Annotated in this window: 24 protein-coding genes, 1 tRNA gene and 1 rRNA gene; 12 read left to right on the top strand and 14 right to left on the bottom strand. The window is 45.5% G+C overall.

The annotated features are described in order from the left end of the window. The first annotated feature begins 113 nt into the window (after positions 1 to 113). A 5S ribosomal RNA gene (gene rrf, locus CTT30_RS13815) occupies positions 114 to 229 on the top strand. 31 nt (positions 230 to 260) lie between these two features. Continuing rightward, a tRNA-Asp gene (locus CTT30_RS13810) sits at positions 261 to 337 on the top strand. 484 nt (positions 338 to 821) lie between these two features. Here the strand turns inward: CTT30_RS13810 and CTT30_RS13805 are convergent. After that, complete coding sequence (locus CTT30_RS13805; RefSeq protein WP_370689705.1) at positions 822 to 2,180, bottom strand: cation:proton antiporter; 1,359 nt, start codon at positions 2,178 to 2,180, stop codon at positions 822 to 824. Positions 2,181 to 2,307: 127 nt separating this feature from the next. Between CTT30_RS13805 and metH the strand changes: the two genes are divergently transcribed. Continuing rightward, complete coding sequence (gene metH, locus CTT30_RS13800; protein WP_252035431.1) at positions 2,308 to 5,985, top strand: methionine synthase; 3,678 nt, start codon at positions 2,308 to 2,310, stop codon at positions 5,983 to 5,985. A 68-nt stretch (positions 5,986 to 6,053) separates the two neighbouring features. Here metH and mgtE read toward each other — a convergent pair whose 3' ends face one another. From mgtE to CTT30_RS13740, 12 genes are all read right to left on the bottom strand, one after another. After that, positions 6,054 to 7,409, bottom strand: a complete 1,356-nt coding sequence (gene mgtE / locus CTT30_RS13795) for a magnesium transporter (protein WP_239876503.1) — start codon at positions 7,407 to 7,409, stop codon at positions 6,054 to 6,056. 110 nt (positions 7,410 to 7,519) lie between these two features. After that, positions 7,520 to 7,798: an HPr family phosphocarrier protein gene (locus CTT30_RS13790; RefSeq protein WP_239838851.1), complete on the bottom strand. Its 279-nt coding sequence runs from the start codon at positions 7,796 to 7,798 to the stop codon at positions 7,520 to 7,522. A gap of 3 nt (positions 7,799 to 7,801) precedes the next feature. After that, the gene (gene rapZ, locus CTT30_RS13785) at positions 7,802 to 8,665 is read right to left on the bottom strand and encodes an RNase adapter RapZ (protein ID WP_239838852.1); all 864 of its coding nucleotides are present in this window, start codon (positions 8,663 to 8,665) and stop codon (positions 7,802 to 7,804) included. Beyond that, entirely contained in the window at positions 8,665 to 9,111 is a 447-nt protein-coding gene (gene ptsN / locus CTT30_RS13780) for a PTS IIA-like nitrogen regulatory protein PtsN (protein ID WP_239838853.1), read from the bottom strand. Before ptsN ends, rapZ begins: the two co-directional genes overlap by 1 nt. A 5-nt stretch (positions 9,112 to 9,116) precedes the next feature. After that, on the bottom strand, positions 9,117 to 9,404 hold the full coding sequence (gene hpf, locus CTT30_RS13775; protein ID WP_006963171.1) for a ribosome hibernation promoting factor: 288 nt from the start codon (positions 9,402 to 9,404) through the stop codon (positions 9,117 to 9,119). Between the two features lie 24 nt (positions 9,405 to 9,428). After that, positions 9,429 to 10,889, bottom strand: a complete 1,461-nt coding sequence (locus CTT30_RS13770) for an RNA polymerase factor sigma-54 (RefSeq protein ID WP_239876505.1) — start codon at positions 10,887 to 10,889, stop codon at positions 9,429 to 9,431. Between the two features lie 51 nt (positions 10,890 to 10,940). After that, positions 10,941 to 11,666: an LPS export ABC transporter ATP-binding protein gene (gene lptB / locus CTT30_RS13765; RefSeq protein WP_239838856.1), complete on the bottom strand. Its 726-nt coding sequence runs from the start codon at positions 11,664 to 11,666 to the stop codon at positions 10,941 to 10,943. A 2-nt stretch (positions 11,667 to 11,668) separates the two neighbouring features. After that, positions 11,669 to 12,166, bottom strand: a complete 498-nt coding sequence (lptA, locus tag CTT30_RS13760; RefSeq protein WP_239838857.1) for a lipopolysaccharide transport periplasmic protein LptA — start codon at positions 12,164 to 12,166, stop codon at positions 11,669 to 11,671. Then, positions 12,147 to 12,710 (bottom strand): LPS export ABC transporter periplasmic protein LptC, encoded by a 564-nt coding sequence (gene lptC / locus CTT30_RS13755; protein ID WP_252035430.1) that lies wholly within the window; start codon positions 12,708 to 12,710, stop codon positions 12,147 to 12,149. The genes lptA and lptC overlap by 20 nt, the downstream gene beginning before the upstream one ends. Then, a complete protein-coding gene (gene kdsC, locus CTT30_RS13750; RefSeq protein WP_252035429.1) occupies positions 12,707 to 13,264 on the bottom strand; it encodes a 3-deoxy-manno-octulosonate-8-phosphatase KdsC in 558 nt (185 codons plus the stop codon). The genes lptC and kdsC overlap by 4 nt, the downstream gene beginning before the upstream one ends. After that, on the bottom strand, positions 13,264 to 14,229 hold the full coding sequence (locus tag CTT30_RS13745) for a KpsF/GutQ family sugar-phosphate isomerase (RefSeq protein ID WP_239871076.1): 966 nt from the start codon (positions 14,227 to 14,229) through the stop codon (positions 13,264 to 13,266). The genes kdsC and CTT30_RS13745 overlap by 1 nt, the downstream gene beginning before the upstream one ends. Positions 14,230 to 14,256: 27 nt before the next feature. Next, positions 14,257 to 15,228 carry a calcium/sodium antiporter gene (locus CTT30_RS13740; RefSeq protein WP_239838861.1) on the bottom strand — a complete coding sequence of 324 codons (972 nt, stop codon included), beginning with the start codon at positions 15,226 to 15,228 and terminating at the stop codon, positions 14,257 to 14,259. A 236-nt stretch (positions 15,229 to 15,464) separates the two neighbouring features. Between CTT30_RS13740 and mlaF the strand changes: the two genes are divergently transcribed. From mlaF to CTT30_RS13700, 8 genes are all read left to right on the top strand, one after another. Next, positions 15,465 to 16,259, top strand: a complete 795-nt coding sequence (mlaF, locus tag CTT30_RS13735) for a phospholipid ABC transporter ATP-binding protein MlaF (protein WP_252035428.1) — start codon at positions 15,465 to 15,467, stop codon at positions 16,257 to 16,259. Beyond that, complete coding sequence (gene mlaE / locus CTT30_RS13730; RefSeq protein WP_239838863.1) at positions 16,259 to 17,050, top strand: lipid asymmetry maintenance ABC transporter permease subunit MlaE; 792 nt, start codon at positions 16,259 to 16,261, stop codon at positions 17,048 to 17,050. Before mlaF ends, mlaE begins: the two co-directional genes overlap by 1 nt. Positions 17,051 to 17,052: 2 nt before the next feature. Next, a complete protein-coding gene (gene mlaD, locus CTT30_RS13725; protein WP_239871067.1) occupies positions 17,053 to 17,544 on the top strand; it encodes an outer membrane lipid asymmetry maintenance protein MlaD in 492 nt (163 codons plus the stop codon). Positions 17,545 to 17,546: 2 nt separating this feature from the next. After that, positions 17,547 to 18,188, top strand: a complete 642-nt coding sequence (gene mlaC, locus CTT30_RS13720; RefSeq protein WP_252035427.1) for a phospholipid-binding protein MlaC — start codon at positions 17,547 to 17,549, stop codon at positions 18,186 to 18,188. After that, positions 18,185 to 18,493 (top strand): STAS domain-containing protein, encoded by a 309-nt coding sequence (locus tag CTT30_RS13715; protein WP_239871061.1) that lies wholly within the window; start codon positions 18,185 to 18,187, stop codon positions 18,491 to 18,493. Before mlaC ends, CTT30_RS13715 begins: the two co-directional genes overlap by 4 nt. A gap of 13 nt (positions 18,494 to 18,506) precedes the next feature. Next, positions 18,507 to 18,761: a BolA family iron metabolism protein IbaG gene (gene ibaG, locus CTT30_RS13710; protein WP_239838867.1), complete on the top strand. Its 255-nt coding sequence runs from the start codon at positions 18,507 to 18,509 to the stop codon at positions 18,759 to 18,761. A gap of 9 nt (positions 18,762 to 18,770) precedes the next feature. After that, complete coding sequence (gene murA / locus CTT30_RS13705) at positions 18,771 to 20,036, top strand: UDP-N-acetylglucosamine 1-carboxyvinyltransferase (protein ID WP_252036651.1); 1,266 nt, start codon at positions 18,771 to 18,773, stop codon at positions 20,034 to 20,036. Positions 20,037 to 20,148: 112 nt separating this feature from the next. Further along, entirely contained in the window at positions 20,149 to 20,889 is a 741-nt protein-coding gene (locus tag CTT30_RS13700; RefSeq protein ID WP_239871057.1) for a 1-acylglycerol-3-phosphate O-acyltransferase, read from the top strand. 74 nt (positions 20,890 to 20,963) lie between these two features. Here CTT30_RS13700 and yjgA read toward each other — a convergent pair whose 3' ends face one another. Continuing rightward, complete coding sequence (yjgA, locus tag CTT30_RS13695; RefSeq protein ID WP_239871054.1) at positions 20,964 to 21,491, bottom strand: ribosome biogenesis factor YjgA; 528 nt, start codon at positions 21,489 to 21,491, stop codon at positions 20,964 to 20,966. A 108-nt stretch (positions 21,492 to 21,599) separates the two neighbouring features. On the opposite strand from yjgA, the gene pmbA reads away from it, so the two are divergent. Continuing rightward, positions 21,600 to 22,943 carry a metalloprotease PmbA gene (gene pmbA / locus CTT30_RS13690; protein ID WP_252035426.1) on the top strand — a complete coding sequence of 448 codons (1,344 nt, stop codon included), beginning with the start codon at positions 21,600 to 21,602 and terminating at the stop codon, positions 22,941 to 22,943. Positions 22,944 to 22,985 lie beyond the last annotated feature (42 nt).

Here is a 22,985-nt window from a genome sequence, read left to right as displayed (position 1 = left end):
AAATACAGAACTTAAAAACAGCTTTCCGAATTATTCGATTTGCAAGCAAATCTCACCCTAAAGGGCCGCACTAAAGTGCGTTTGAATTTGCGAGCAAATTGATAAAGAATTTGCTTGGCGACCATAGCATTGTGGACCCACCTGACTCCATGCCGAACTCAGAAGTGAAACGCAATAGCGCCGATGGTAGTGTGGGGTTTCCCCATGTGAGAGTAGGACATCGCCAGGCTTTAAATTTAGACTTAGAGTCTAACCAGTGCGGAGCGGTAGTTCAGTTGGTTAGAATACCGGCCTGTCACGCCGGGGGTCGCGGGTTCGAGTCCCGTCCGCTCCGCCATTTATTCAGAAAAAGCCCTAACAGAAATGTTAGGGCTTTTTCGTATTTGCGGTATTATTTTTGGTCTATGACCAAAGAGCCGCACTTTACTGCAAGTCCAGTAGCTCTATTCCAGACCTTAGCAGAAATGCTGAGGTCTTTTTTGTGTGTTGAGTTACATGTTTTTCGGCCAACCACCATTCAGAATGTTCGAAGCCAACTCTCTATAAATAGCCCCTCTACCTACACAGAAAAGCATACCTGACTTGGCTTTGTTATTGGGTTGCTAGCGTCTTTGGAGAATGTTTACGTAGAGATTGGCCTGTTGATGACTATCTTGAACGTATGATCATTAACCAGAAAATCTAAGAGATAACACTTTGCCATTCTTTTGATTCTCGGTCTTGAAGATGAACAAGTGACCATCTCCAAGTGCTCGTTGTTTGTAACGAATAACAAAAAGCCGCTCATAGAGAGCGGCTTTGAAATGATTAATGGGATTAGATTACTCTGTATCGGATGACTCAGCTGCTTTTGGTTCAGGCTGAATTTCTTTTTCTGCCTGTTTAGCTTTTTCTATCATAGGAGTAATGGTCGAACCTTGAACGAGGATCGAGAATACTACGACAGAATAAGTCATGACTAGGATGATTTCTTTTACATCAATCAGCTTGTCTTGAATAACCCAGATACCCGATGGAATTGACAGTGCCATTGCCAGTGCAAGACCACCTCGCAAGCCTCCCCAAGTTAATATTTTCACTGACCAAGGGTTGTATTTACGATGTCTTTTGAACCCTAGGTAAGAACAAAAGACGCTGAGGTATCGTGCTGCTAAAACGAGTGGTATAGAGAAGGCCATTAAAATCCAGTCTTCTTTATGAAATTCGAACAGCAGCATCGACATACCGATGAGCAAGAATAGAACGCCATTGAGAAACTCATCCACTAGTTCCCAGAAGTGATCGAGATGATCTTCACTTTCTTTAGAGAATCCAATAAATCTGGTCCAGTTACCGATCATAATGCCTGATACCACCATGGCTAATGGGCCTGAAACATGCAATACCTCTGCAAATGCGTACCCTGCGGTTGGAATGCCAATAGTAAGCAACAGCTCCATCGAGTGATCATCGGTTGCGCTGATAAGGTAGTGAAACAGCAGTCCCAGAGCAAATCCGTAGACGATACCACCGATGGCTTCTTGAGCAAATAACATAGTGACGCTACCTAAGGTTGGCGTTTCCGTGCCAAAGGCGATAGTGAACAAAGTGACAAATATGACTAAGCCAAAACCATCGTTAAATAGAGATTCCCCTTCTATCTGAGTTGAAATTCTCTCTGGTGCATCGAGCTTCTTAACAATAGCCAAAACAGCGATTGGGTCGGTTGGGGAGATTAGGGCGCCAAATAGCAGACAATAAACTAAATCAAACTGCACCCCGATAAACTGACAGAATCCATATAGAACAAAGCCGATGAAAAAGGTAGAGAAGAGAGTTGCACCAAGTGCGAGGACGGTAATCTCCCATTTTTGGTCCTTGAGATGAGGAAGCTTAATTCCCAAACCACCTGCAAATAGTAGAAAGCCTAAGATCCCTTTCAGCAAAAAATCTTCGAAGTTAATGCTAGACATGGTCTTCGAAGCAATTTCTGTTAGATGGAACCAGTTGTTTTGGCCAGCAATAAGGATAACAAGAGATAACACCATTGAACCTGCAGTAATGGCAATAGTGGTTTGCATTTTACCTATCTTGCTGTTTACAAAAGCAATTAGCATTGCTGCTGCAGATAGAAAACAGAGAGTGTAGTAGACCGACATTGGGTTCTCAGCATGTAACAAATTATGAATGAGAATTTTCATCTCGACATGATTAAATAGCAAACACTTTTTTGTCATGTCGAGGTGATTAATTTACTCTTTTAGACGTCTAGACTCCTCTTTTATGTGTGATAGGATGGAAAGATAATGAAAGGAATGAGGCTGTACTGTGGGAAGTAACGTAAGGCAACAGATCGAAGCTCAATTAAGAAAGCGTATCCTATTAATTGATGGTGGTATGGGCACCATGATCCAGGGCTACAAACTTGAAGAGCCAGACTACCGAGGTGAGCGTTTCGCTGATTGGCATTGTGACCTTAAAGGCAATAATGACCTTCTGGTTCTGACACAGCCCAAATTGATTAAAGATATTCATGCTGAGTACTTAGAAGCTGGCGCAGATATCCTTGAGACCAACACGTTTAACGCAACGACCATCGCAATGGCTGACTATGATATGGAAAGCCTGAGTGAAGAAATCAACTTTGAAGCCGCGAGGCTAGCTCGCGAAGTGGCAGACGAGTGGACGTTAAAAACACCAGATAGACCACGCTATGTGGCGGGTGTTCTTGGCCCAACTAACCGTACATGTTCGATTTCCCCAGATGTGAACGATCCAGGCTATCGCAACGTTACGTTTGATGAATTAGTTAAGGCGTATTCCGAATCGACGCGCGCCTTAATTAAAGGTGGCTCAGACCTCATTCTTATTGAAACTATTTTTGATACGCTGAATGCCAAGGCCTGTGCCTTTGCTGTCGACAGTGTTTTCGAAGAGCTGGGTGTTAAGCTTCCTATCATGATTTCGGGAACCATCACTGATGCCTCAGGACGAACGCTTTCTGGCCAAACGACAGAAGCGTTTTACAATTCTTTACGTCATGTTCAGCCACTGTCTTTTGGACTTAACTGTGCTTTAGGCCCAGATGAGCTTCGGCCGTACGTAGAAGAAATGTCACGCATCTCTGAGAGTTTCGTCTCAGCACACCCCAATGCGGGTCTGCCAAATGCATTTGGTGAATATGACCTTTCGCCCGAAGATATGGCCGTACATGTAAAAGAGTGGGCTGAGAGTGGTTTCCTCAACTTAATCGGTGGTTGTTGCGGCACGACTCCTGAGCATATCCGCCAGATGGCTCAAGCTGTCGAAGGCGTGACGCCTCGTGCACTCCCCGATCTTCACGTAGCTTGTCGCTTATCAGGCCTTGAGCCTCTGTCAATTGAAAAAGAAACACTGTTCGTCAATGTGGGTGAACGTACTAATGTAACAGGTTCTGCCCGCTTTAAACGTCTGATCAAAGAAGAACTCTATGATGAAGCGCTTGAAGTGGCTCGCCAGCAAGTTGAGAACGGCGCTCAGATTATCGATATCAATATGGATGAGGGCATGTTGGATGCCGAGGCATGCATGGTACGCTTCCTCAATTTGTGTGCGTCTGAGCCAGAAATTTCCAAAGTTCCCATTATGGTTGATTCCTCAAAATGGGAAGTGATTGAAGCCGGACTGAAATGCATTCAGGGTAAAGGCATTGTTAACTCTATCTCGCTCAAAGAAGGCAAAGAGAAGTTTGTCGAACAAGCTAAGCTAATCCGCCGCTATGGTGCTGCTGTTATTGTTATGGCATTCGATGAAGTCGGACAAGCAGAAACACGTGAACGCAAGCTTGAAATCTGTACCAATGCCTATCGTATCTTGGTAGATGAAGTCGGTTTCCCTCCTGAAGATATTATCTTTGACCCAAATATCTTTGCTGTAGCAACAGGTATAGAAGAGCACAATAACTATGCGGTTGACTTTATTGAGGCAGTTGCCGATATAAAACGTGATTTGCCACATGCAATGATCTCCGGTGGTGTGTCTAACGTTTCTTTCTCTTTCCGCGGTAACAACTACGTTCGTGAAGCGATCCATGCTGTTTTCCTTTACCACTGTTTCAAAAACGGTATGGATATGGGAATTGTGAATGCGGGTCAGCTAGAAATTTACGACAACGTACCTGAAAAACTACGTGAAGCTGTGGAAGATGTTGTTCTCAACCGCCGTGATGACGCGACAGAGCGACTGCTTGATATTGCTGCCGAATACGCAGATAAAGGGGTAGGGAAGGAAGAAGATGCTTCAGCACTTGAGTGGCGGACATGGCCAGTCGAAAAACGCCTAGAACATGCTTTAGTCAAAGGCATCACCGAGTTCATCGTTGAAGATACGGAAGAAGCCCGTCTTAATGCATCCAAGCCACTTGAAGTTATCGAAGGGCCTTTGATGGATGGAATGAATGTGGTTGGAGATCTCTTCGGTGAAGGCAAAATGTTCCTTCCTCAGGTGGTGAAATCGGCACGTGTAATGAAGCAGGCTGTAGCGCATTTAGAGCCGTTCATTAACAAGGAAAAACAAGCGGGTTCTTCAAACGGTAAGATCCTACTGGCAACAGTGAAAGGGGATGTTCACGATATTGGTAAGAACATTGTCGGGGTCGTTTTGCAGTGTAATAACTACGAAATCATCGATCTTGGCGTGATGGTGCCGTGTGAAAAGATCCTTAAAGTCGCTAAAGAAGAAAATGTCGATATCATCGGTTTGTCTGGACTTATCACACCATCACTGGATGAAATGGTTCATGTGGCTAAGGAAATGGAACGTCTTGATTTCGACTTGCCACTTCTAATTGGTGGTGCGACAACATCGAAAGCTCACACTGCGGTTAAGATTGAGCAAAACTACCAACACCCAGTGGTGTATGTAAATAATGCTTCCAGAGCCGTTGGTGTGTGTACCTCACTTCTTTCTGATGAACTACGTCCCGCTTTTGTCGAGAAGCTAGACGCGGATTACGTACGCGTTCGCGATCAGCACAACCGTAAGAAACCTCGCACTAAGCCCATTACTCTGGAACAGGCGAGAGATAATAAGGTGGCGATTGACTGGGAAAACTATACCCCTCCAGCCCCAGCTAAACCAGGTGTGCATGTATTTGATGATTTTGATATAGCAACATTACGTGAATACATCGACTGGACGCCATTCTTTATGACTTGGTCTTTAGTGGGTAAGTACCCAGCCATTCTTGAGCACGAGGAGGTAGGGGAAGAAGCGAAGCAGTTGTTTGCTGATGCCAACGCTTTATTGGATAGAGTTGAGAAAGAGGGGCTGTTGAAAGCTCGTGGTATGTGTGCACTCTTCCCTGCTGCTAGTGTTGGTGATGACATTGAAGTGTACCACGACGAATCACGTACGGAAGTAGTGAAAGTCCTGCATAACCTTCGCCAGCAGACAGAGAAGCCTAAAGGCTATAATTACTGTCTCTCTGATTACATCGCACCCAAATCTTCAGGTAAGAAAGACTGGATTGGCGCATTCGCGGTAACCGGTGGTATTGGAGAACGTGAACTCGCTGATGAATACAAAGCAGCGGGAGATGATTACAACGCGATTATGATTCAAGCTGTGGCGGATCGCTTGGCTGAGGCTTTTGCTGAATACCTGCATGAAAAAGTGCGTAAGGAAATTTGGGGCTATTCCGCGGATGAAGATCTTTCTAACGATGATCTGATTCGTGAAAAATATCAGGGTATTCGTCCTGCCCCGGGCTATCCGGCATGTCCAGAGCATACTGAGAAAGGCTCTCTATGGGAGTTGCTCAAAGTAGAAGAAACCATAGATATGTCACTGACTAGCAGCTATGCGATGTGGCCAGGAGCATCAGTTTCAGGGTGGTACTTCTCGCATCCCGATTCACGTTATTTTGCGATCGCACAGATCCAGCAGGATCAAGTAGAAAGCTACGCTGATCGTAAAGGTTGGGATATGTTAGAAGCTGAGAAGTGGTTAGGTCCAAACATTAACTAGCATCAGCATATTGGATCCAAAAAGCACAGCCTGGCTGTGCTTTTTTTTGGAAGGAACTGGTTGACCGGTTAGATCATGATGGTTGCAAGACCGAGGAACACTGAGAGACCAATAACATCGGTGACAGTGGTTAATGCCATGCCTCCAGCCAAGGCTGGGTCAATGTTCATTTTCTTGAGTAGAATCGGGATGGTCACCCCAGCTATGCCAGCAACTAACAGGTTGGTTAGCATCGCTGCGGAAATGATCCCACCGAGCATCCAGTTACCTTTCCATGCGACGACTATTCCACCAATGATCAATGCCCACATAATGCCATTTAACAGGCCTATGGCTGCTTCCTTCATGAGTAGCTCACGTTTGTTGGAATCACCAATATGGCCTAAAGCTAAGCCACGGATGACCAAAGCAACGGTTTGGTTACCTGCCACACCGCCCATAGAAGGAACGATGGTCATCAAAACGGCAATAGCAGCCATTTGATCGAGTGTGGCTTCAAACATATTAGATACGGATGCCGCAGCAAGTGCCGCTAAGACATTCGCTCCCAGCCAGATACTCCGTTTACGCGCAGACTTTACGACTGGTGCGAAGGTATCCTCGTCATCATCCATACCCGCCATACTCATCATAGAGTGCTCTGCATCTTCACGGATTACATCTACAACATCATCGATGGTAATACGGCCGACCAGGTGCTGGTTTTCATCAATAACCGGAGCGGAAACCCAATTACGACGCTCAAATAGGCTGGCAATATCTGAGTCACTCATCGTCACTTCAATTGCTTCGTCGGCATCTCCCATAACTTCACTGACTTTGATATCAGGTTGAGTGGTAATCAAGGTGGTAATTGGAAGTTGACCAATAAGCTGATTATCCTCATCGATAACGTACAGAGCATCGGTTGCTTCAGGAAGCTCCCCTTTCATGCGCAGATAGCGTAAAACGACATCGACATCAACGTCACCACGTATGGTGATGACGTCGGTATTCATCAATCCACCAGCTGTATCTTCAGGATAAGAAAGAGCAGTCTCCACTCGTAGACGCTCTGCGCTGTCCATCTGAGCAAGGACTTCTCTCGATACATCATCAGGAAGGCTTCGAAGTACGTAGGCAACGTCATCGGTGTCCATACCTTCGGTTGCTTCAGCCAGCATCTCTGGCTCCATTTTGGAAACCAACGCATCTTTAACGTCTTCATTCAGCTCGTCGAGAATTTCACCATAATCTTCTGGATCAGTGAGCTGCCAAAGCACTTCGCGGCTTTTTCGTGGTGAGGCTTCTAATAGATGGGCTATATCTTCCGGTTCCATGTCCTGTAGTTGGCGACGGACATGCACAAAGCGACCATTTTCTAGAGCTTCTGTCACTTCTTGGAGGGCTTGGTGAGCTTGGTCAAATTCTATTTGCTCTGCCATGTGTTCCCCCTGACTCTATTTACTTACAATGCGTCGAATAGTAACTTAATTTTAGTGTTTATTTAATAAGTTAATGTGAAGGTAGTGATTTTTCTTATATAGGAGGAAAATTATTCCGCTTCTTCGAATTTAGCTTCAATTAAATGACAGACTGCTTCAAGGGCAGGGCTTGCATCATTGCCTTCTGCACTGATAGTAACGTGTTCGCCTTGAGCTGATTCCAGCATTAACAACCCCATGACACTGTCAGCGGTGGCTTCTTTGCCTTCATGGTTTTGAATGGTAAGAATGGCATCGAAAGATTGGGCAAGTTCGACAAGTTTAACGGCAGCACGAGCATGAAGGCCTAATCGGTTTTGAATGAGGACGGTTCGACTCTGTTGCTGCATAAGTTATTCCTTATAGTTCTTCTCTAGTGTGGCATGGCGAATTTGGACTTGGTGACCCATTTGAGCGAAATATTCGCCAATTTGTTGAGTCAGATAAACGGAGCGGTGTTTACCTCCAGTACAGCCTATTGCAACGGTCAAATAGCTGCGGTTATTCTTTTCTAGTAGAGGAAGCCAGTTCTCGATGAACTTCTGGATCTGTTGTTTGAGCTCTAACACATCTTGATGGCTTTCAAGAAAGGACTTAATTGGAGCATCCAATCCTGTCATTGGCCTTAATGCTGGCTCCCAATGTGGATTGGGCAAAAAGCGCACGTCAAATACGTAGTCTGCGTCACTCGGTAGACCATACTTGAAACCAAAAGACTGGAACACCATGACCAAGTCTTTGCGCTCTCGGCCTTCGATACGCATACGGACTGTTTCACTTAGATCGTGCAGAGATTGATTACTGCTATCGATGATAAGGTCCGCGTGCTCTTTGAGAGGGGAAAGAATGCAACGCTCTTTTTCAATCGCTTGTTCTAAAGACGTATTTTCATTGCTGAGCGTTAGTGGATGAATTCGTCTGGTTTCGCTGTAGCGTTTGAGTAAGGTATCTTTTTTGGCATCTAGAAACAGCACGCTGACGTCTGACGATTTCTTCAGCTTTGTGAGAACATCCGTCACTAAATTGGGCTCTGTCGGTAGATTACGGATATCAATACTGACTGCTACGTTTTGCTTGCTGGTTTTTACTGATTTGACGAAGTTATCGAGCAAATTGACCGGTAGGTTATCGACGCAGTAGTAACCTAAATCCTCAAGTACGCGAAGAGCAACGCTTTTTCCCGCACCGGATTGACCGCTGACGACGATAAGACGCATTACTGGTTCACCATAATGTCGTAAAGCTCTTCATCAGACTGAGCTTTACGTAACTGCTTAAGAACCTGTTTGTCGTTTAATCGCTCAGCCATGCTTGAAAGGGTTTTAAGGTGCTCTTTACACTGCGCGTCAGGAACAAGTAGAGCAAAGAGCAGATCGACAGGACGGTTATCTATCGAGTCAAACTCGACAGGAGATTCGCATTGTATGAGAACGGCAACAGCTTTATCGCTGGACTGCATACGAGCATGGGGAATGGCTATTCCATTTCCGATGCCAGTACTGCCCATTTTTTCGCGGCTAAGCATGCACTCAAAAAGTTCGGTAGAGTTTTGACCGGTCTGCTCTGCAACGATTTCACTGATCATTTCCAGAGCGCGTTTTTTACTGGTGCATTGGACTGCACTTTTTGTGCAGTCCAATGAAAGGATTTCGCTTAATTGCATGGTATCTAGTGCGTATTTAATTTTTCTTTGTGCTTGTTGAGCTGTCTGACCAGTTTGTCAACGAGAGAGTCGATAGCAGCGTACATACTTTCTTCATCCGCAGATGCGTGTATTTCGCCCTGGTTAACGTGAAGGGTAGCTTCTGCGATTTGACGGAGTTTTTCAACTTTTAAAACAACATGAACATTATTTATGTGGTCAAAGAAACGCTCAAGCTTTTGAAACTTTTCGTTTACGTAGTCTTGCATTGAATCGGTGAGATCAACGTGGTGGCCATTAATATTGATTTGCATAGACTTTCCTTCTCGGTTAGATGCCTAAAGTAGGCGTTTGCGCTGACTCGAAGGGGCAATGCCTAGTGATTCTCGGTACTTAGCTATTGTTCGTCTAGCGACCTGAATCCCTTGGTCAGCGAGTAGAGCTGCAATCTTACTGTCACTCAGTGGCTTAGCACTGTTTTCGGCAGCAACGAGCTTTTTAATCAGTGCTCGAATTGCAGTTGATGAACATTCTCCGCCATTATCGGTACTGACATGACTGGAGAAGAAATACTTTAGTTCGAAAATACCACGAGGGGTATGCATGTACTTTTGGGTGGTGACCCTTGAAATTGTCGATTCGTGCATATCAACATCTAAAGCGACGTCGTTAAGCACCATAGGTTTCATTGCTTCTTCACCATACTCGAAGAAATCGCGTTGATGTTCAACAATACACTTAGCAACTTTGAGTAACGTCTCATTTCTACTTTCTAGGCTTTTAATCAGCCACTTGGCTTCCTGCAAGTTTGAGCGAATGTATTGACTGTCTGAGCTGTTACCTTTACCCAATGCTGCGTATTGTTGATTGACTTTCAGCCTTGGTACTGAGTCTGGGTTGATAGTGACTACCCACTTACCATGGTCTTTAAATACAGAAACGTCAGGAATGACATACTCTGCGTGCTCTGTTGCAATACGGCTACCTGGGCGAGGGTCCAACTGCTGGATTAACTTAAGCGCTTCTTTGAGATCCGCTTCTTTAAGCTTAGCTTCTTTGATGATCAGCTTGTAATCACGATTGCCCAGTTGATCAATATAGTCGGTAAGTACTAACTTAGCTTCTTTCAACCAAGGCGTATCTTCAGGGAAGGTGGCTAATTGTAAGAGCAAACAGTCTTGTAGATTATTTGAAGCGACACCGAGTGGGTCAAACTGCTGAATACGTTTACGTACCGCTTCAATTTCTTCCAGCTCTATCTCTTCGTTATTAAAGCTTTCGAGGATGTCTTCCGTCGAAATCGTTAGATAGCCGTAGTCATCCACAGCATCGATGATCGCCATGGCAATAGTACGGTCTGTTTCACTGAAAGGCGTCAGGTCTAACTGCCAAGTTAGGTAGTCATGCAGTGACTGTGTGGTTTCACCTTGATAAACAGGTGTATCGTCATCGAGAGCAATGCCGGTACTGCCCGTATTGGCGCTGTAGACATCTTCCCAAGTGGTGTCTATTTCCAGCTCATTACTGATTTCAGATTTCTCAATCAAATCTGAGCTATCTTTGACTTCTGGCTCGGTAACATCAACACTTGGCTCTTTGTCCTCACTCGCTGACTTGTCTTCAACATTTTGAGGCTCTTCGCCGCCTTCTTCGACTTCGAGCAGAGGGTTAGAATCCAAGGCTTCCTGAATTTCTTGTTGAAGATCTAACGTTGACAACTGCAACAAACGAATTGCTTGCTGTAGCTGTGGCGTCATCGCTAACTGCTGTCCTAGCTTGAGTTGTAATGAGGGTTTCATTCAGTATTACTTGCCTTAGATGCTATAGAATCTTACCGTTCTTCACTTTAATCATAGACGGAATTGTTCGCCGAGATAAACTTGTTTTACCTGTTCGTTGTTGAGCACTTGTTCTGGTGTGCCCTCTGCAATCAGATGCCCCTGACTGACAATGTACGCTTTTTCACATACGTCTAATGTTTCGCGGACGTTGTGGTCGGTAATGAGAACCCCAAGCCCACGATCGCGCAGATGTTCAATAATCTTTTTGATATCAATGACCGATATTGGGTCGACACCAGCGAAAGGTTCATCCAGTAAGATAAATTGAGGGTTTGCAGCCAAAGCGCGAGCGATCTCAACACGACGGCGTTCCCCCCCTGATAGTGCCATACCAGCACTGTGGCGAATGTGCTGAATGTGGAATTCTTCCAATAAGTCTTCTAACTTATCTTGGCGTTGCTCACGGGTGAGTTCTTCACGGGTCTCTAGTACCGCCATGATATTATGTTCCACCGACAGCTTGCGAAAGATGGACGCTTCCTGAGGAAGGTAGCCAATCCCCATACGTGAGCGACTATGCATCGGCAGAATACTGATGTCTTCGCCATCGATAGTAATTGAGCCTTCATCGCGAGCGACCAAACCCACAATCATGTAGAAAGAGGTGGTTTTACCAGCTCCGTTCGGACCGAGCAATCCGACGATTTGCCCTGAAGTAACTTCAAGACTGACGTCTGTCACGACCTTACGGTTTCCGTAGGTTTTTGCTAAATGCTCTGCTTTGAGTTTTGCCATAATTATTCTTGTACTGCTTGTGGCTGAAGAACGGTTGAGACGCGATCGCCTTTCTCTTTACCATCAGCAATTAGCTTTTGTGAAGAGATTTTGTAGCGGATTTTAGTACCACGAATCACACTGTCGTCTTGAGACAGCATGGCTTCATCGATCATAGTGAGTTGATCATCAACCATCACGTAATACAGTTCTTTCGCTTCACCGTAAAGGGTTTTGCCATCATCAGTTAGTTGAGAGAAGGTGGCTAAGTCACCATATCCTTCAATTTCTTGAATAGACCCGTCTTTTGGATCGCGGGTAACGATGACTTTATCGGCATTAATATTGATACTGCCTTGCTTAAGTTTTACATCACCAAGAAAGGTCACTTGATTGCTTTGCATATCAAGTTGTTGGCTGTCTGAGTCTATGTAGACAGGTTGATCCTGATCGGTAGACAACGCGAGCGCATGCCCAGAAATCAGCAAACAAGAAATTAGACTAAGGTGTGAGAGTTTCATATCTACCTTGTACGTGTTTGTAGAGGATGGCGTTGTTTTCAGCAAAGTTGCCTTTCATCGCCTGACCTACTGTTTCAAACTGAGGGCCGACCAAAGTGACTTGGTTATCTGCCCAAAAATCGCGATTATCCAACTGAATACCGAGTACATCTGTTGACATGGTGTCAAAGCCTGAATCCGGCAATAGGTTTTTCGCCAATACGTTGTCATATAATGTCAGCACATGATCTTGCCCAAGAATACCTCGGTCAGCCGTGACCTCCCATTCTTGGGTTGTGCCTTCTTTGTAAACTTTCAAAATCGGTTGATCAAAAAAGGTATTACCGCTTTTTGCGTAGTGATCCAGCTTAACGGATGTAATGACATAGCTGCGAATACCTTCTTCGTTATAAGAAGTGTTCACTAGATCTTCACCGCTAAACATAGGTAATTCGGTATCCGGTTCTACCTGAATATCGTACTCTTTACCTTTATCAAACAAGTAGTAAGTGGACCAACAGATCACAAATGCCAGTATCAGGTAACCGATACGGGATAAACTCATATACTTAGACCTTTGTGGACATCAAGTTCATTGCGCGCTTGTAAAATAAGATCACACACTTCTCGGACTGCACCATGTCCGCCACGAATAGACGTGACGTAATTTGCACGCTGAGCCAGTAGTGGGTGTCCATCAGCCACGCAGACTTTCAAAGCGACTTTTTCCATCACAGGCCAGTCGATAAGATCATCACCAATATAACCGATGTGTTCTGGCGCAATATTTAATTGTCTGCAAATGTCCTGATAAGCTTTTACTTTATCGTCTTGCCCTTGGTAAATCAGCGAGATTCCCAGAGCTTTCATACGATTTTCAACAATACGTGATTGTCGGCCTGTGATGATAGCGATTTTGATGCCCGCATTCATCAGCGATTTTACACCGTATCCATCTCGTGTATGGAATGTTTTCAACTCTTCACCATCATTGCCCATATAAATCAGGCCATCAGAGAATACGCCATCGACATCGCATATTAACAGCTTAATCTGTTTGGCAATGTTAAGCGTGTTTTGTTCCACGGGTTTATACAGGGTTTCAATCAATTTTGACATCACATCACTCCTGCTTTTAATAAATCGTGCATATTTAATGCGCCGACCACTTTGCCATTTTCACAAAGGATCAAACCGTTAATGCTTTTTTGCTGCATTAGGTTTAAGCCTTCGGCAGCAAGAATATTTGGGCTGGCAGTAGTTGGGTGAGTCGTCATGACTTCTCCAATCAGAGCGCTGTGAATATCAATACGCTTATCGAGAATACGTCGCAAGTCACCATCCGTGAAGATGCCAACGAGATGCTGGTGGTCATCAACTACAGCCGTCATACCAAGGCCTTTTTGGCTGATCTCAAGTAGTGCTTCTCGCACCACAGTATCGGGTGTGACCAACGGGAGCTGCTCGCCGGTATGCATGATATCAGAAAGTTTTAGCAGTAACTTTCTACCTAGTGCACCACCTGGATGTGATAGTGCAAAATCTTCAGCCGTGAAACCACGAGCTTGGAGAAGGGCGACCGCCAAGGCATCACCCATGACCAAGGTTGCCGTGGTGCTTGCTGTTGGAGCCAAACCTAGTGGGCAAGCCTCTTTAGGAACAGTGATTTGTAAATGGAAATCAGCCAGTTTTGCCATCGTGGAGTCTGGCTTGCCTGTCATGCTAATAATTTTGATGTTAAGGCGCTTGAGAACGGGAAAGAGCCCTAAAATTTCAGACGATTCGCCGGAGTTGGAGATCGCTAGCACAATATCACCCGATTTTATCATACCCAGATCGCCGTGAGCGGCTTCACCGGGATGAACGAAGAAGGCGGACGTGCCCGTGCTGGCTAGCGATGCGGCAATCTTATTACCAATATGCCCTGATTTACCCATCCCCATGACGGCAACCTTGCCTTCTTTATTGGCAAGTATAAGTTCACAGGCTTGGATGAAATCTTCATTAAAATACTGATCAAGCTGCTCAAGGGCTTCGATTTCTGTTTTTAATACGTCAAGAGCAGCAGAGCGAAAATCAAACATGTCACACTCCGGCAGGCAAAAACTAAATTAAGCTGTCATGTTCAGGATTAGATATCCTTGATAAGCGATAAAGCAGCAGAATAATACAGCACCTTCTATTCGGTTGATACTGCGAGATTTACCCAATGCCATCGCCACCAACAGTAATGAGACCCCTAACATTACCCAAAAATCACGCCCCATGGCGTATTCACTAAGGATTGAAGGATTAAGAATACCTGGGATGCCCATTACAGCAAGAATATTGAATACGTTCGAGCCAATGATATTACCGACGGCCATATCGTCTTCCCCTTTCATAACACCTGCCAGTGAAGCCGCAAGCTCTGGTAAGCTGGTCCCTACGGCAATAATCGTTAGACCTATGACCAAGTCGCTCATGCCGAAATATTGGGCGATATACACGGCGCTATTAACTAAAGTGTCGGCCGCGATAGGTAAGATTATCAAGCCGACAATGACCCATAACCCTGCTTTAAGATTGCTCACTCCTTCTGGCACTTCGGACTCTTGATCTTCAAGTAGAGGATCGGAACTGCCAGAACTCTTTTCCTTTTTACTGATGCGCAGCATGGTCAGGATAAAGGCAGCGAATAAGACGAATAGAAGTACACCTTCGTAGAAGCCTAAGTGACTGTCCCACAGTAAAACACCGGCAAGAATCGTCACACCAATCATTAATGGCAATTCTCGACGAAGTACTGCTGAACTGATTGAAAGAGGTTTGATCATCGCTGTGATACCAAGAATCAGCGCGATGTTAGCGATGTTAGAACCCAAAACGTTGCCCACTGCGGTATCGGTTTTACCGTCTAGCGCAGCTGTTGCAGAGACCATCATCTCAGGCGCAGAAGATCCCATCGCAAGGATGGTCATACCGATCACCAGTGGGGATATTCCGACATTGCGGGCTAGGGCTGCGGCACCAAAAACAAGCTTATCGGCACTCCATACCAGAAAGACTAATCCAACAACGAGAAACGCAATCGCCTCAATCATGATGATCCTTAATTTTGTGTTCAATGGGACAAATTTAACCGTTAATTTTGACGGTTTAGGTACTAAAAGGGAAGCAATTAATTGTTAACCATTTAAATTGAAGGCGTTTATTTATGACTACAATGAAACAGGCATCGATTATAAAAATGTCAATCATAATTAATTGAACAGTGCTTTTAATTTTTACTCAATGTGCTTATGATTGCCCATTCTAAGCGCTAAAGTCAGGGTTCATCATGTCCTCACTCGATCTCGTTACCGTTAAAAATCTGACTTTTTCCCGCGGGAAAAGGAAGATATTTGATGATGTTAGCTTGCATGTCCCTAAAGGGAAGGTTACCTCTATTATGGGACCTTCTGGTATAGGTAAGACGACACTGCTACGCCTCATTGGAGGTCAGCTTTACCCTGAAAAAGGGGAAGTGTGGTTTGATGGTAAGAATATCCCAACTCTCAGCCGAAAAAAATTGTACAAAGAGCGTAAAAAGATGAGCATGTTGTTTCAATCTGGAGCTTTGTTCACAGATCTCAACGTTTTTGACAACATCGCTTTCCCAATACGTGAACATACCGAATTAAGTGAAGAGTTTATTCACACTCTCGTACTGCTGAAATTGGAGGCCGTAGGGTTGCGTGGCGCTGCTCAGCTTATGCCTAGCGAACTGTCGGGTGGTATGGCTCGTCGAGCGGCACTGGCTCGTGCGATTGCTCTCGACCCACAACTCATCATGTATGATGAGCCCTTTGTCGGGCAAGATCCCATCACCATGGGCGTCTTGGTGGAGTTGATACGAAACCTGAACCAAGCGTTAGGCGTGACTTCCGTTGTGGTCTCTCACGATGTACCAGAGGTCATGAGCATCGCAGATTGGGTCTACATTCTGGCGAATGGCAAAGTTATTGCCAAAGGAACGCCACAAGAATTGCATGATAACCCCGATCCGCAAGTCCAACAGTTTCTGAAAGGGGAGGCGGATGGCCCTGTGCCGTTCCGTTATCCTGCTCAACCTATTGCGAAGGAGCTATTCTGATGTTGTCTGACTTCGCGAATTTTGTCGCATCGACGGGGCGCAGAGCTATGGGGGTCTGCGAGTCTTTTGGTCGTGCCAGTTTAATGCTGTTTGGCGCTTTAGTATCACGTCCTCGTCCAATACAGCATCTGCCGCTGTTAGTGAAGCAACTATACAGCGTTGGTGTCCAGTCTCTTATTATTATTGTTCTATCCGGTTTGTTTATCGGCATGGTATTGAGCCTGCAAGGTTATGTCATTCTTGTCGATTTTGGTGCGGAAGGGGCATTAGGGCAGATGGTCGCTCTATCGCTCTTACGTGAATTAGGCCCTGTAGTGACTGCGCTGCTGTTTGCAGGCCGTGCAGGTTCTGCGTTGACGGCTGAAATTGGCCTAATGAAAGCGACCGAACAACTATCTAGCATGGAAATGATGGCTGTCGATCCACTTAAAAGAGTGATTGCTCCACGCTTCTGGGCTGGGGTGATTTCAATGCCTATGCTAGCAATGATTTTCATGGCGGTTGGCATCTGGGGTGGACAGTTGGTTGGGGTTGATTGGAAAGGGATAGATCATGGTAGCTTCTGGTCGGCTATGCAGGCGTCTGTTGAACTAGGACAGGATATTGGTAACAGCATGATTAAAAGCCTAGTGTTTGCTGTAACCGTAACATGGATTGCGCTGTTTAACGGCTACGATGCTATTCCTACTTCGGAAGGCATAAGCCGAGCAACGACACGCACCGTCGTACACTCTTCATTGGCGGTACTTGGCTTAGACTTTGTACTGACTGCATTGATGTTTGGGAACTAAGTATGCAACAAACAAGAAAAACTGAATTATTGGTAGGCAGCTTTGTCCTTGCTGGAATTTGCGCAATTTTGGTGATGATTTTTCAAGTCGCTGACGTAAAGGGGTTAGGCTCAAATGATACTTACTCACTGAAAGCAGAGTTCGATAACATCGGCAGCCTCAAAGTTCGCTCACCGGTTAAGGTCGGTGGGGTTGTGGTTGGACGTGTGACGAATATTGGTTTGAATACTGAAAACTTGCTGCCTGTTGTCACTATGGCCATCAGCAGTCAATATGACCAATTTCCCGAAACCTCCAGCGTTAAGATTCTCACTTCAGGTTTGATTGGTGAGCAATACATTGGTTTGACGCCGGGCTTTGTTTTTGATGACGAGCAAATGTTGGTAGAGGGTGACTATATTGAAGACACCAAATCAGCTTTAGTATTGGAAGATTTAATCGGTCAGGTGCTGTACAGCGTTGGTGGTTCTGATTCGGCTAAGGAAGAGGAATAATTATGTTGAAAAAGTTAGTACTCACTCTGGTGGCGTTTGCTTTGTCGTTTACCGTTTCTGCGGCTCAAATAGATAAAACTCAACCTTACCAGATGATGAAACAGGTCTCTGAGCAGGCCTTTGCGAGATTGAAGGCGGAGCAAGATCAAATCCATCAAAACCCTGATTATCTCAAGGTCATCGTCGAAGAAGAGTTGATGCCATACGTCAATGAAAAGTATGCCGCACTTAAGTTATTAGGCCCTATTCTCAAAGGAGCAAAGCGTGAGGATGTCGGTCAGTTTATCGAGGCGTTTCGCGCTTATCTGGTGAGTTCATATGCTCAAGTGTTGACACAATACACTAATCAAGAAATTGAGTTTGGCCCTGAGCCTAACGTTAGCTCTAAGAAAAGTATTATTGGCGTTAAAGTTGACATCATTGACTCACCCCGCCCAAACATCAAGCTTGAGTTCAAACTTCGCAAGGACAAAAAGAGTGGTGAATGGAAGGCGTTTGATATGATTGCAGAGGGCATCAGCTTATTATCAAGTAAGCAATCTGAGTGGAGTAGCAAGTTACGTCAGGAAGGCATTCTCGCTGTCGCGAAAGACCTCGAAGACCTTGCCGCACAGCCGATCCGTTTTGAGAGTAAATCACAATGATTCCCTCGCAATGGCTAAGTCTGTCTGATGACCAGTTTCAAATTTCTGGTGTACTGGATAGAGACTCGGTCCCTCTCTTATGGCGCTCTCTGTATAACTGGAAGCCTAATAGCTCTAACGTTGAAGTGAGCTTAGAGAAGGTCGAAAGAGTCGATTCTGCGGGTATGGTGATGCTAATTCATCTATTAGAGCATGCAAAAAAGCAAAACTGTCATATAATGCTCAGCTTCGTGCCGAAACAACTGTTAACTTTATTTCAGTTGAGTAACGTCGAAGAGTTGATCGACGGGCATTTAAAGAATTAAACAGGGGTGAATTGTGGATAGCGCAAAAGTACAACAGATTTTAGAACAAGCACTTAACCTGGAAGAAATACATGTTAAAGGTGAAGGCAGCCATTATGAAGTGGTCGCTGTTGATGCTAGTTTCGAAGGAATGAGCCGCGTTAAGAAGCAACAACTGATTTACGCTCCATTGATGGAATATATCCAAAGAAATGACATTCATGCCGTTTCTATCAAAGCTTACTCACCAGAAGAGTGGGCGCGTGATAAGAAGTTGATGTCACTGTAAGGGTTAATGATGGATAAGTTTCGAGTAAAAGGGTCTAAGCAACCTCTGGTTGGCGAAGTCACGATCTCTGGTGCTAAAAATGCAGCACTGCCTATTCTTTTTGCATCAATCCTCGCGGAAGAGCCCGTCGAAGTGGCGAATGTTCCTCACTTGCGTGACATCGACACCACGATGGAATTATTGAAGCGTTTAGGGGCTAAAGTAGAGCGCAATGGTTCTGTGCATGTCGACCCAAGCAGTATCAATGAATACTGCGCACCATATGATTTGGTGAAAACAATGCGAGCATCTATCTGGGCTCTTGGTCCTCTCGTCGCACGTTTTGGTCAAGGTCAGGTTTCTTTACCTGGTGGTTGTGCGATTGGAGCTCGCCCTGTTGATCTGCACATTCATGGCCTAGAGCAGTTGGGCGCTACGATCACGCTAGAAGACGGTTATGTGAAAGCCAATGTTGATGGTCGCCTAAAAGGTGCGCATATCGTTATGGATAAGGTGAGTGTTGGTGCCACTATTACGATCATGTGTGCGGCTACCTTGGCTGAAGGGACGACGGTGCTCGACAATGCAGCCCGTGAGCCTGAAATTGTCGATACGGCGGAATTCCTGAATAAGCTTGGTGCTAAGATTTCTGGTGCCGGTACCGATACGATTACTATTGAAGGGGTTGAACGCCTTGGTGGTGGTCAACACGCTGTTGTGGCTGATCGCATTGAGACGGGCACTTTCCTTGTTGCTGCTGCTGTTTCTGGCGGTAAAGTTGTGTGTCGAAATACTAAGGCTCAACTCCTTGAAGCTGTGTTGGCTAAGCTGGAAGAAGCTGGTGCGAAAGTTGAGACAGGCGAAGACTGGATTTCCGTTGACATGACAGATCGCGAGCTGAAAGCGGTGACTGTGCGCACGGCGCCACACCCAGGCTTTCCTACGGATATGCAGGCTCAGTTCACTCTGCTTAACTTGATGGCCAAAGGTGGCGGTGTTATTACCGAGACCATTTTTGAAAATCGCTTTATGCATGTACCTGAATTAATGCGTATGGGCGCTAAAGCTGAAATTGAAGGCAACACTGTGATTTGTGGTGATGTCGAAGAACTCAGCGGCGCGCAGGTGATGGCTACTGACTTACGTGCTTCTGCGAGCTTGGTGATCGCAGGCTGTATTGCAAACGGTGAGACGATTGTTGATCGTATTTATCACATCGATCGTGGCTACGATAAAATTGAAGATAAATTGTCGGCTCTTGGGGCCAATATAGAGCGTTTTCGTGACTCTCACTAACCTCAGCTAACATTTGTAAGCCGAAACGAGAGTTTCGGCTTTTTTATGGGTGCTAGATAAGTTAGAGTCATGGGCAAATTTTAATGACTATTTTGTTCTTGGAGAACAACCAATGATTGCACTACTACGTGTATTCGCTGTCGCGATTTTTGCAATTGTGATGTTTGTGTTCGGTTGTGGCTACTGTTTATTGAGCCCACGTAACCCGAAACATGTCTTCACCTTTGGACGCTTGTTCGGCAAGATGTCGCGTGTTTTCGGCATTACACTTGAGTTGCGTTTACCTGAAGACGCATACAAACGCGGACAGCATATTTATATTGCTAACCACCAGAACAATTGGGATTTGTTTACCGTTTCTTCTGCAGTGACGCCAAAAGTCGTCACGGTAGGTAAAAAGAGCTTAGCGTGGATGCCCCTGTTTGGTCAGCTTTACTGGCTGACAGGTAACATTCTGATTGATCGTGCTAACCGCTCTAAAGCGAAAGGGACGATTGATCAAGTTGTGGATAGTATGAATCAAAGTGACGTATCAGTCTGGATGTTTCCTGAAGGAACGCGCTCACGTGGACGTGGTTTACTGCCTTTTAAAACTGGGGCTTTCCATGCTGCGATTGGCGCTAAACTTCCGATTATTCCGATTGTGTGTAGTTCGACGGATGGATTGAAGCTCAATCGTTGGAACAACGGGCATGTCATTGTTGAGATGTTACCGCCAATTAGTACTGAAAGTTATGGAAAAGAAAATATCCGTGAGCTTGCGACGCTGTGCCGAGAGCAGATGAAAGACAAGCTGGAGTCGCTAGATAAGGAAGTTGCCATGCTCAATCAGCAAGCAGGTATCAAAGTCTAACCGAGCTAAAAATTGTTGAAATGGCCTCAGTCAACGTGTCTGAGGCCATTTTTCTTTTACTCTAAGGCTGGTTCTTAAAGTTCTTCGTCGTTAAGCTCTTTTAGCACTTGGAAGATTTCGCGAAATGCTTTAGCAGGTTTACCGGCTTTCTTTTCTTTCGCTGCCTGACGAGCTAACTGACGTAAACGCTGGCGATCCGCTTGTGGGTATAGCTCCATCACGTCTGCAATCGCCTCATCGCCTTGTTCAACGATTCGGTCACGCAACTGTTCTAGCTTGTGTAGTGCAGCGGTTGCTTGTGAGTGTTTATTACGTACCTTGTCCAGCGCAGCTTGAAGCGGCTCTGGATCTTCGAAGCGCATCAGCTTGCCAATATATTGCAACTGACGACGACGCGCTTCATTTTTAAAGCGTTGTGCGTCTTTAATTGCTTCTGCAAGATCTTCACTTAACGGGAATTTTTCTAACACCGAAGGTTTAAGACTGGCGAGTTCCTCACCCAGTTTTTGTAACTCTTCCATGTCACGTTTCATTTCGGTTTTACTTACCCAAATGATTTCCTCTTCTTCTTCCCATGGCGCTTTTTGATTTTTTCTGGCCATCTTTCTGCCTTAATTTGAACATCTATTTCTCTATTTTAACAAGAATCATGGGGAGAAAGCGAAATTCTTGTTATTCTAGGCATATCAGACCTTAAGCATGAAGAAGATATGGACGTAAGACAGCAAGTCGCTCAGCAACGTGTTGAGCTTGAGGCCGCCGTTGCGAAAGCACTGGAAATGGCCGCGGAAAAATCTGATGGCGCTGAAGTCGCGATCACCAAGACGACAGGCCTGAGTGTATCGACACGTATGTGCGAAGTCGAAAATGTTGAATTTAACAGCGATGGCGCGCTAGGCATTACCGTTTACCGAGGTCAGCGCAAAGGCAGTGCGTCTACCTCCGATCTCAGTGAAAAAGCCATTCAACAAACGGTGATGGCTGCATTGGATATTGCTCACTACACTTCTGAAGACCCATGCGCAGGCCCTGCTCCTAAAGAGTTGATGGTGCAAGATATTCCAGATCTTGACTTGTTTCACCCTGATACGCCTGACCCCGATCATGCTGCAGAGATTGCGATTGCTGCTGAGCAAAAAGCGTTATCCTTCAGTGACAAAATCAAACAAAGCGATGGCGCCAGCTACGACAGCCACTATGGCTTGAAGGTCTATGGCAACAGCCACGGTTTGCTTGCTAGCTATGCCTCCAGCCGACACAGTACCAGCTGTTGTGTTATTGGGCAGGGTGAAAGTGGCGTAATGGAGCGTGACTACAGCTATACAGTAGCACGCCATAAAGATGACCTTTGGACACCTGAGTCAGTCGGCTTGAAAGCGGCGGAGAAAACCATCAGTCGTCTTGATGCGCAAAAGCTCAAGACAGGCAAATACCCTGTGATGTTCGCAGCCGATGTAGCAACGGGTTTACTTGGACACCTGGTGATGGCAATCAGTGGCGGTAACCTGTATCGCAAGTCGTCATTCTTACTTGATCATCTCGGTCAGCAGGTACTGCCAGACTGGTTTAATATTTCTGAAAAACCTCATGTTCTACGCGGTTTAGCGTCGAGCCCATTTGATAGCGAAGGTGTTACAACCCAAGATCGTGAAATCATTACCGACGGTGTGCTCGCGACATACCTATTAACCAGCTATGCCGCGCGTAAAATGGATATGGCGCCAACGGGTCACGCTGGTGGTATTCATAACTGGTTCGTTCAATCGACGGGGCAAGACTTTGAGCAGATGCTTAAAGAACTGGGAACGGGCTTCCTTGTCACCGAAGTGATGGGGCAGGGCGTGAATATCGTCACCGGTGATTACTCACGAGGAGCGGCAGGCTTCTGGGTAGAGAATGGTCAAATCCAATATCCTGTTTCTGAAGTGACAATCGCCAGCAACCTGAAAGATATGTTTAATCAGATTGTCGCGGTTGGTAATGATGTTGAAACCCGCTCACAAATCCAGACGGGTTCGATTCTGATTGAGTCGATGAAAGTGGCGGGTGAGTAACATTCTCGGTTTTACCACTGATACAAATTGAAAGGGTTGGCG

Origin of the sequence: Vibrio coralliilyticus, from assembly GCF_024449095.1 — a bacterium.
Taxonomy (GTDB): Bacteria; Pseudomonadota; Gammaproteobacteria; order Enterobacterales; family Vibrionaceae; genus Vibrio; species Vibrio coralliilyticus_A.
Note: the sequence above shows the minus strand (reverse complement) of the source record. Positions and strands in the feature narration are given on the sequence as shown.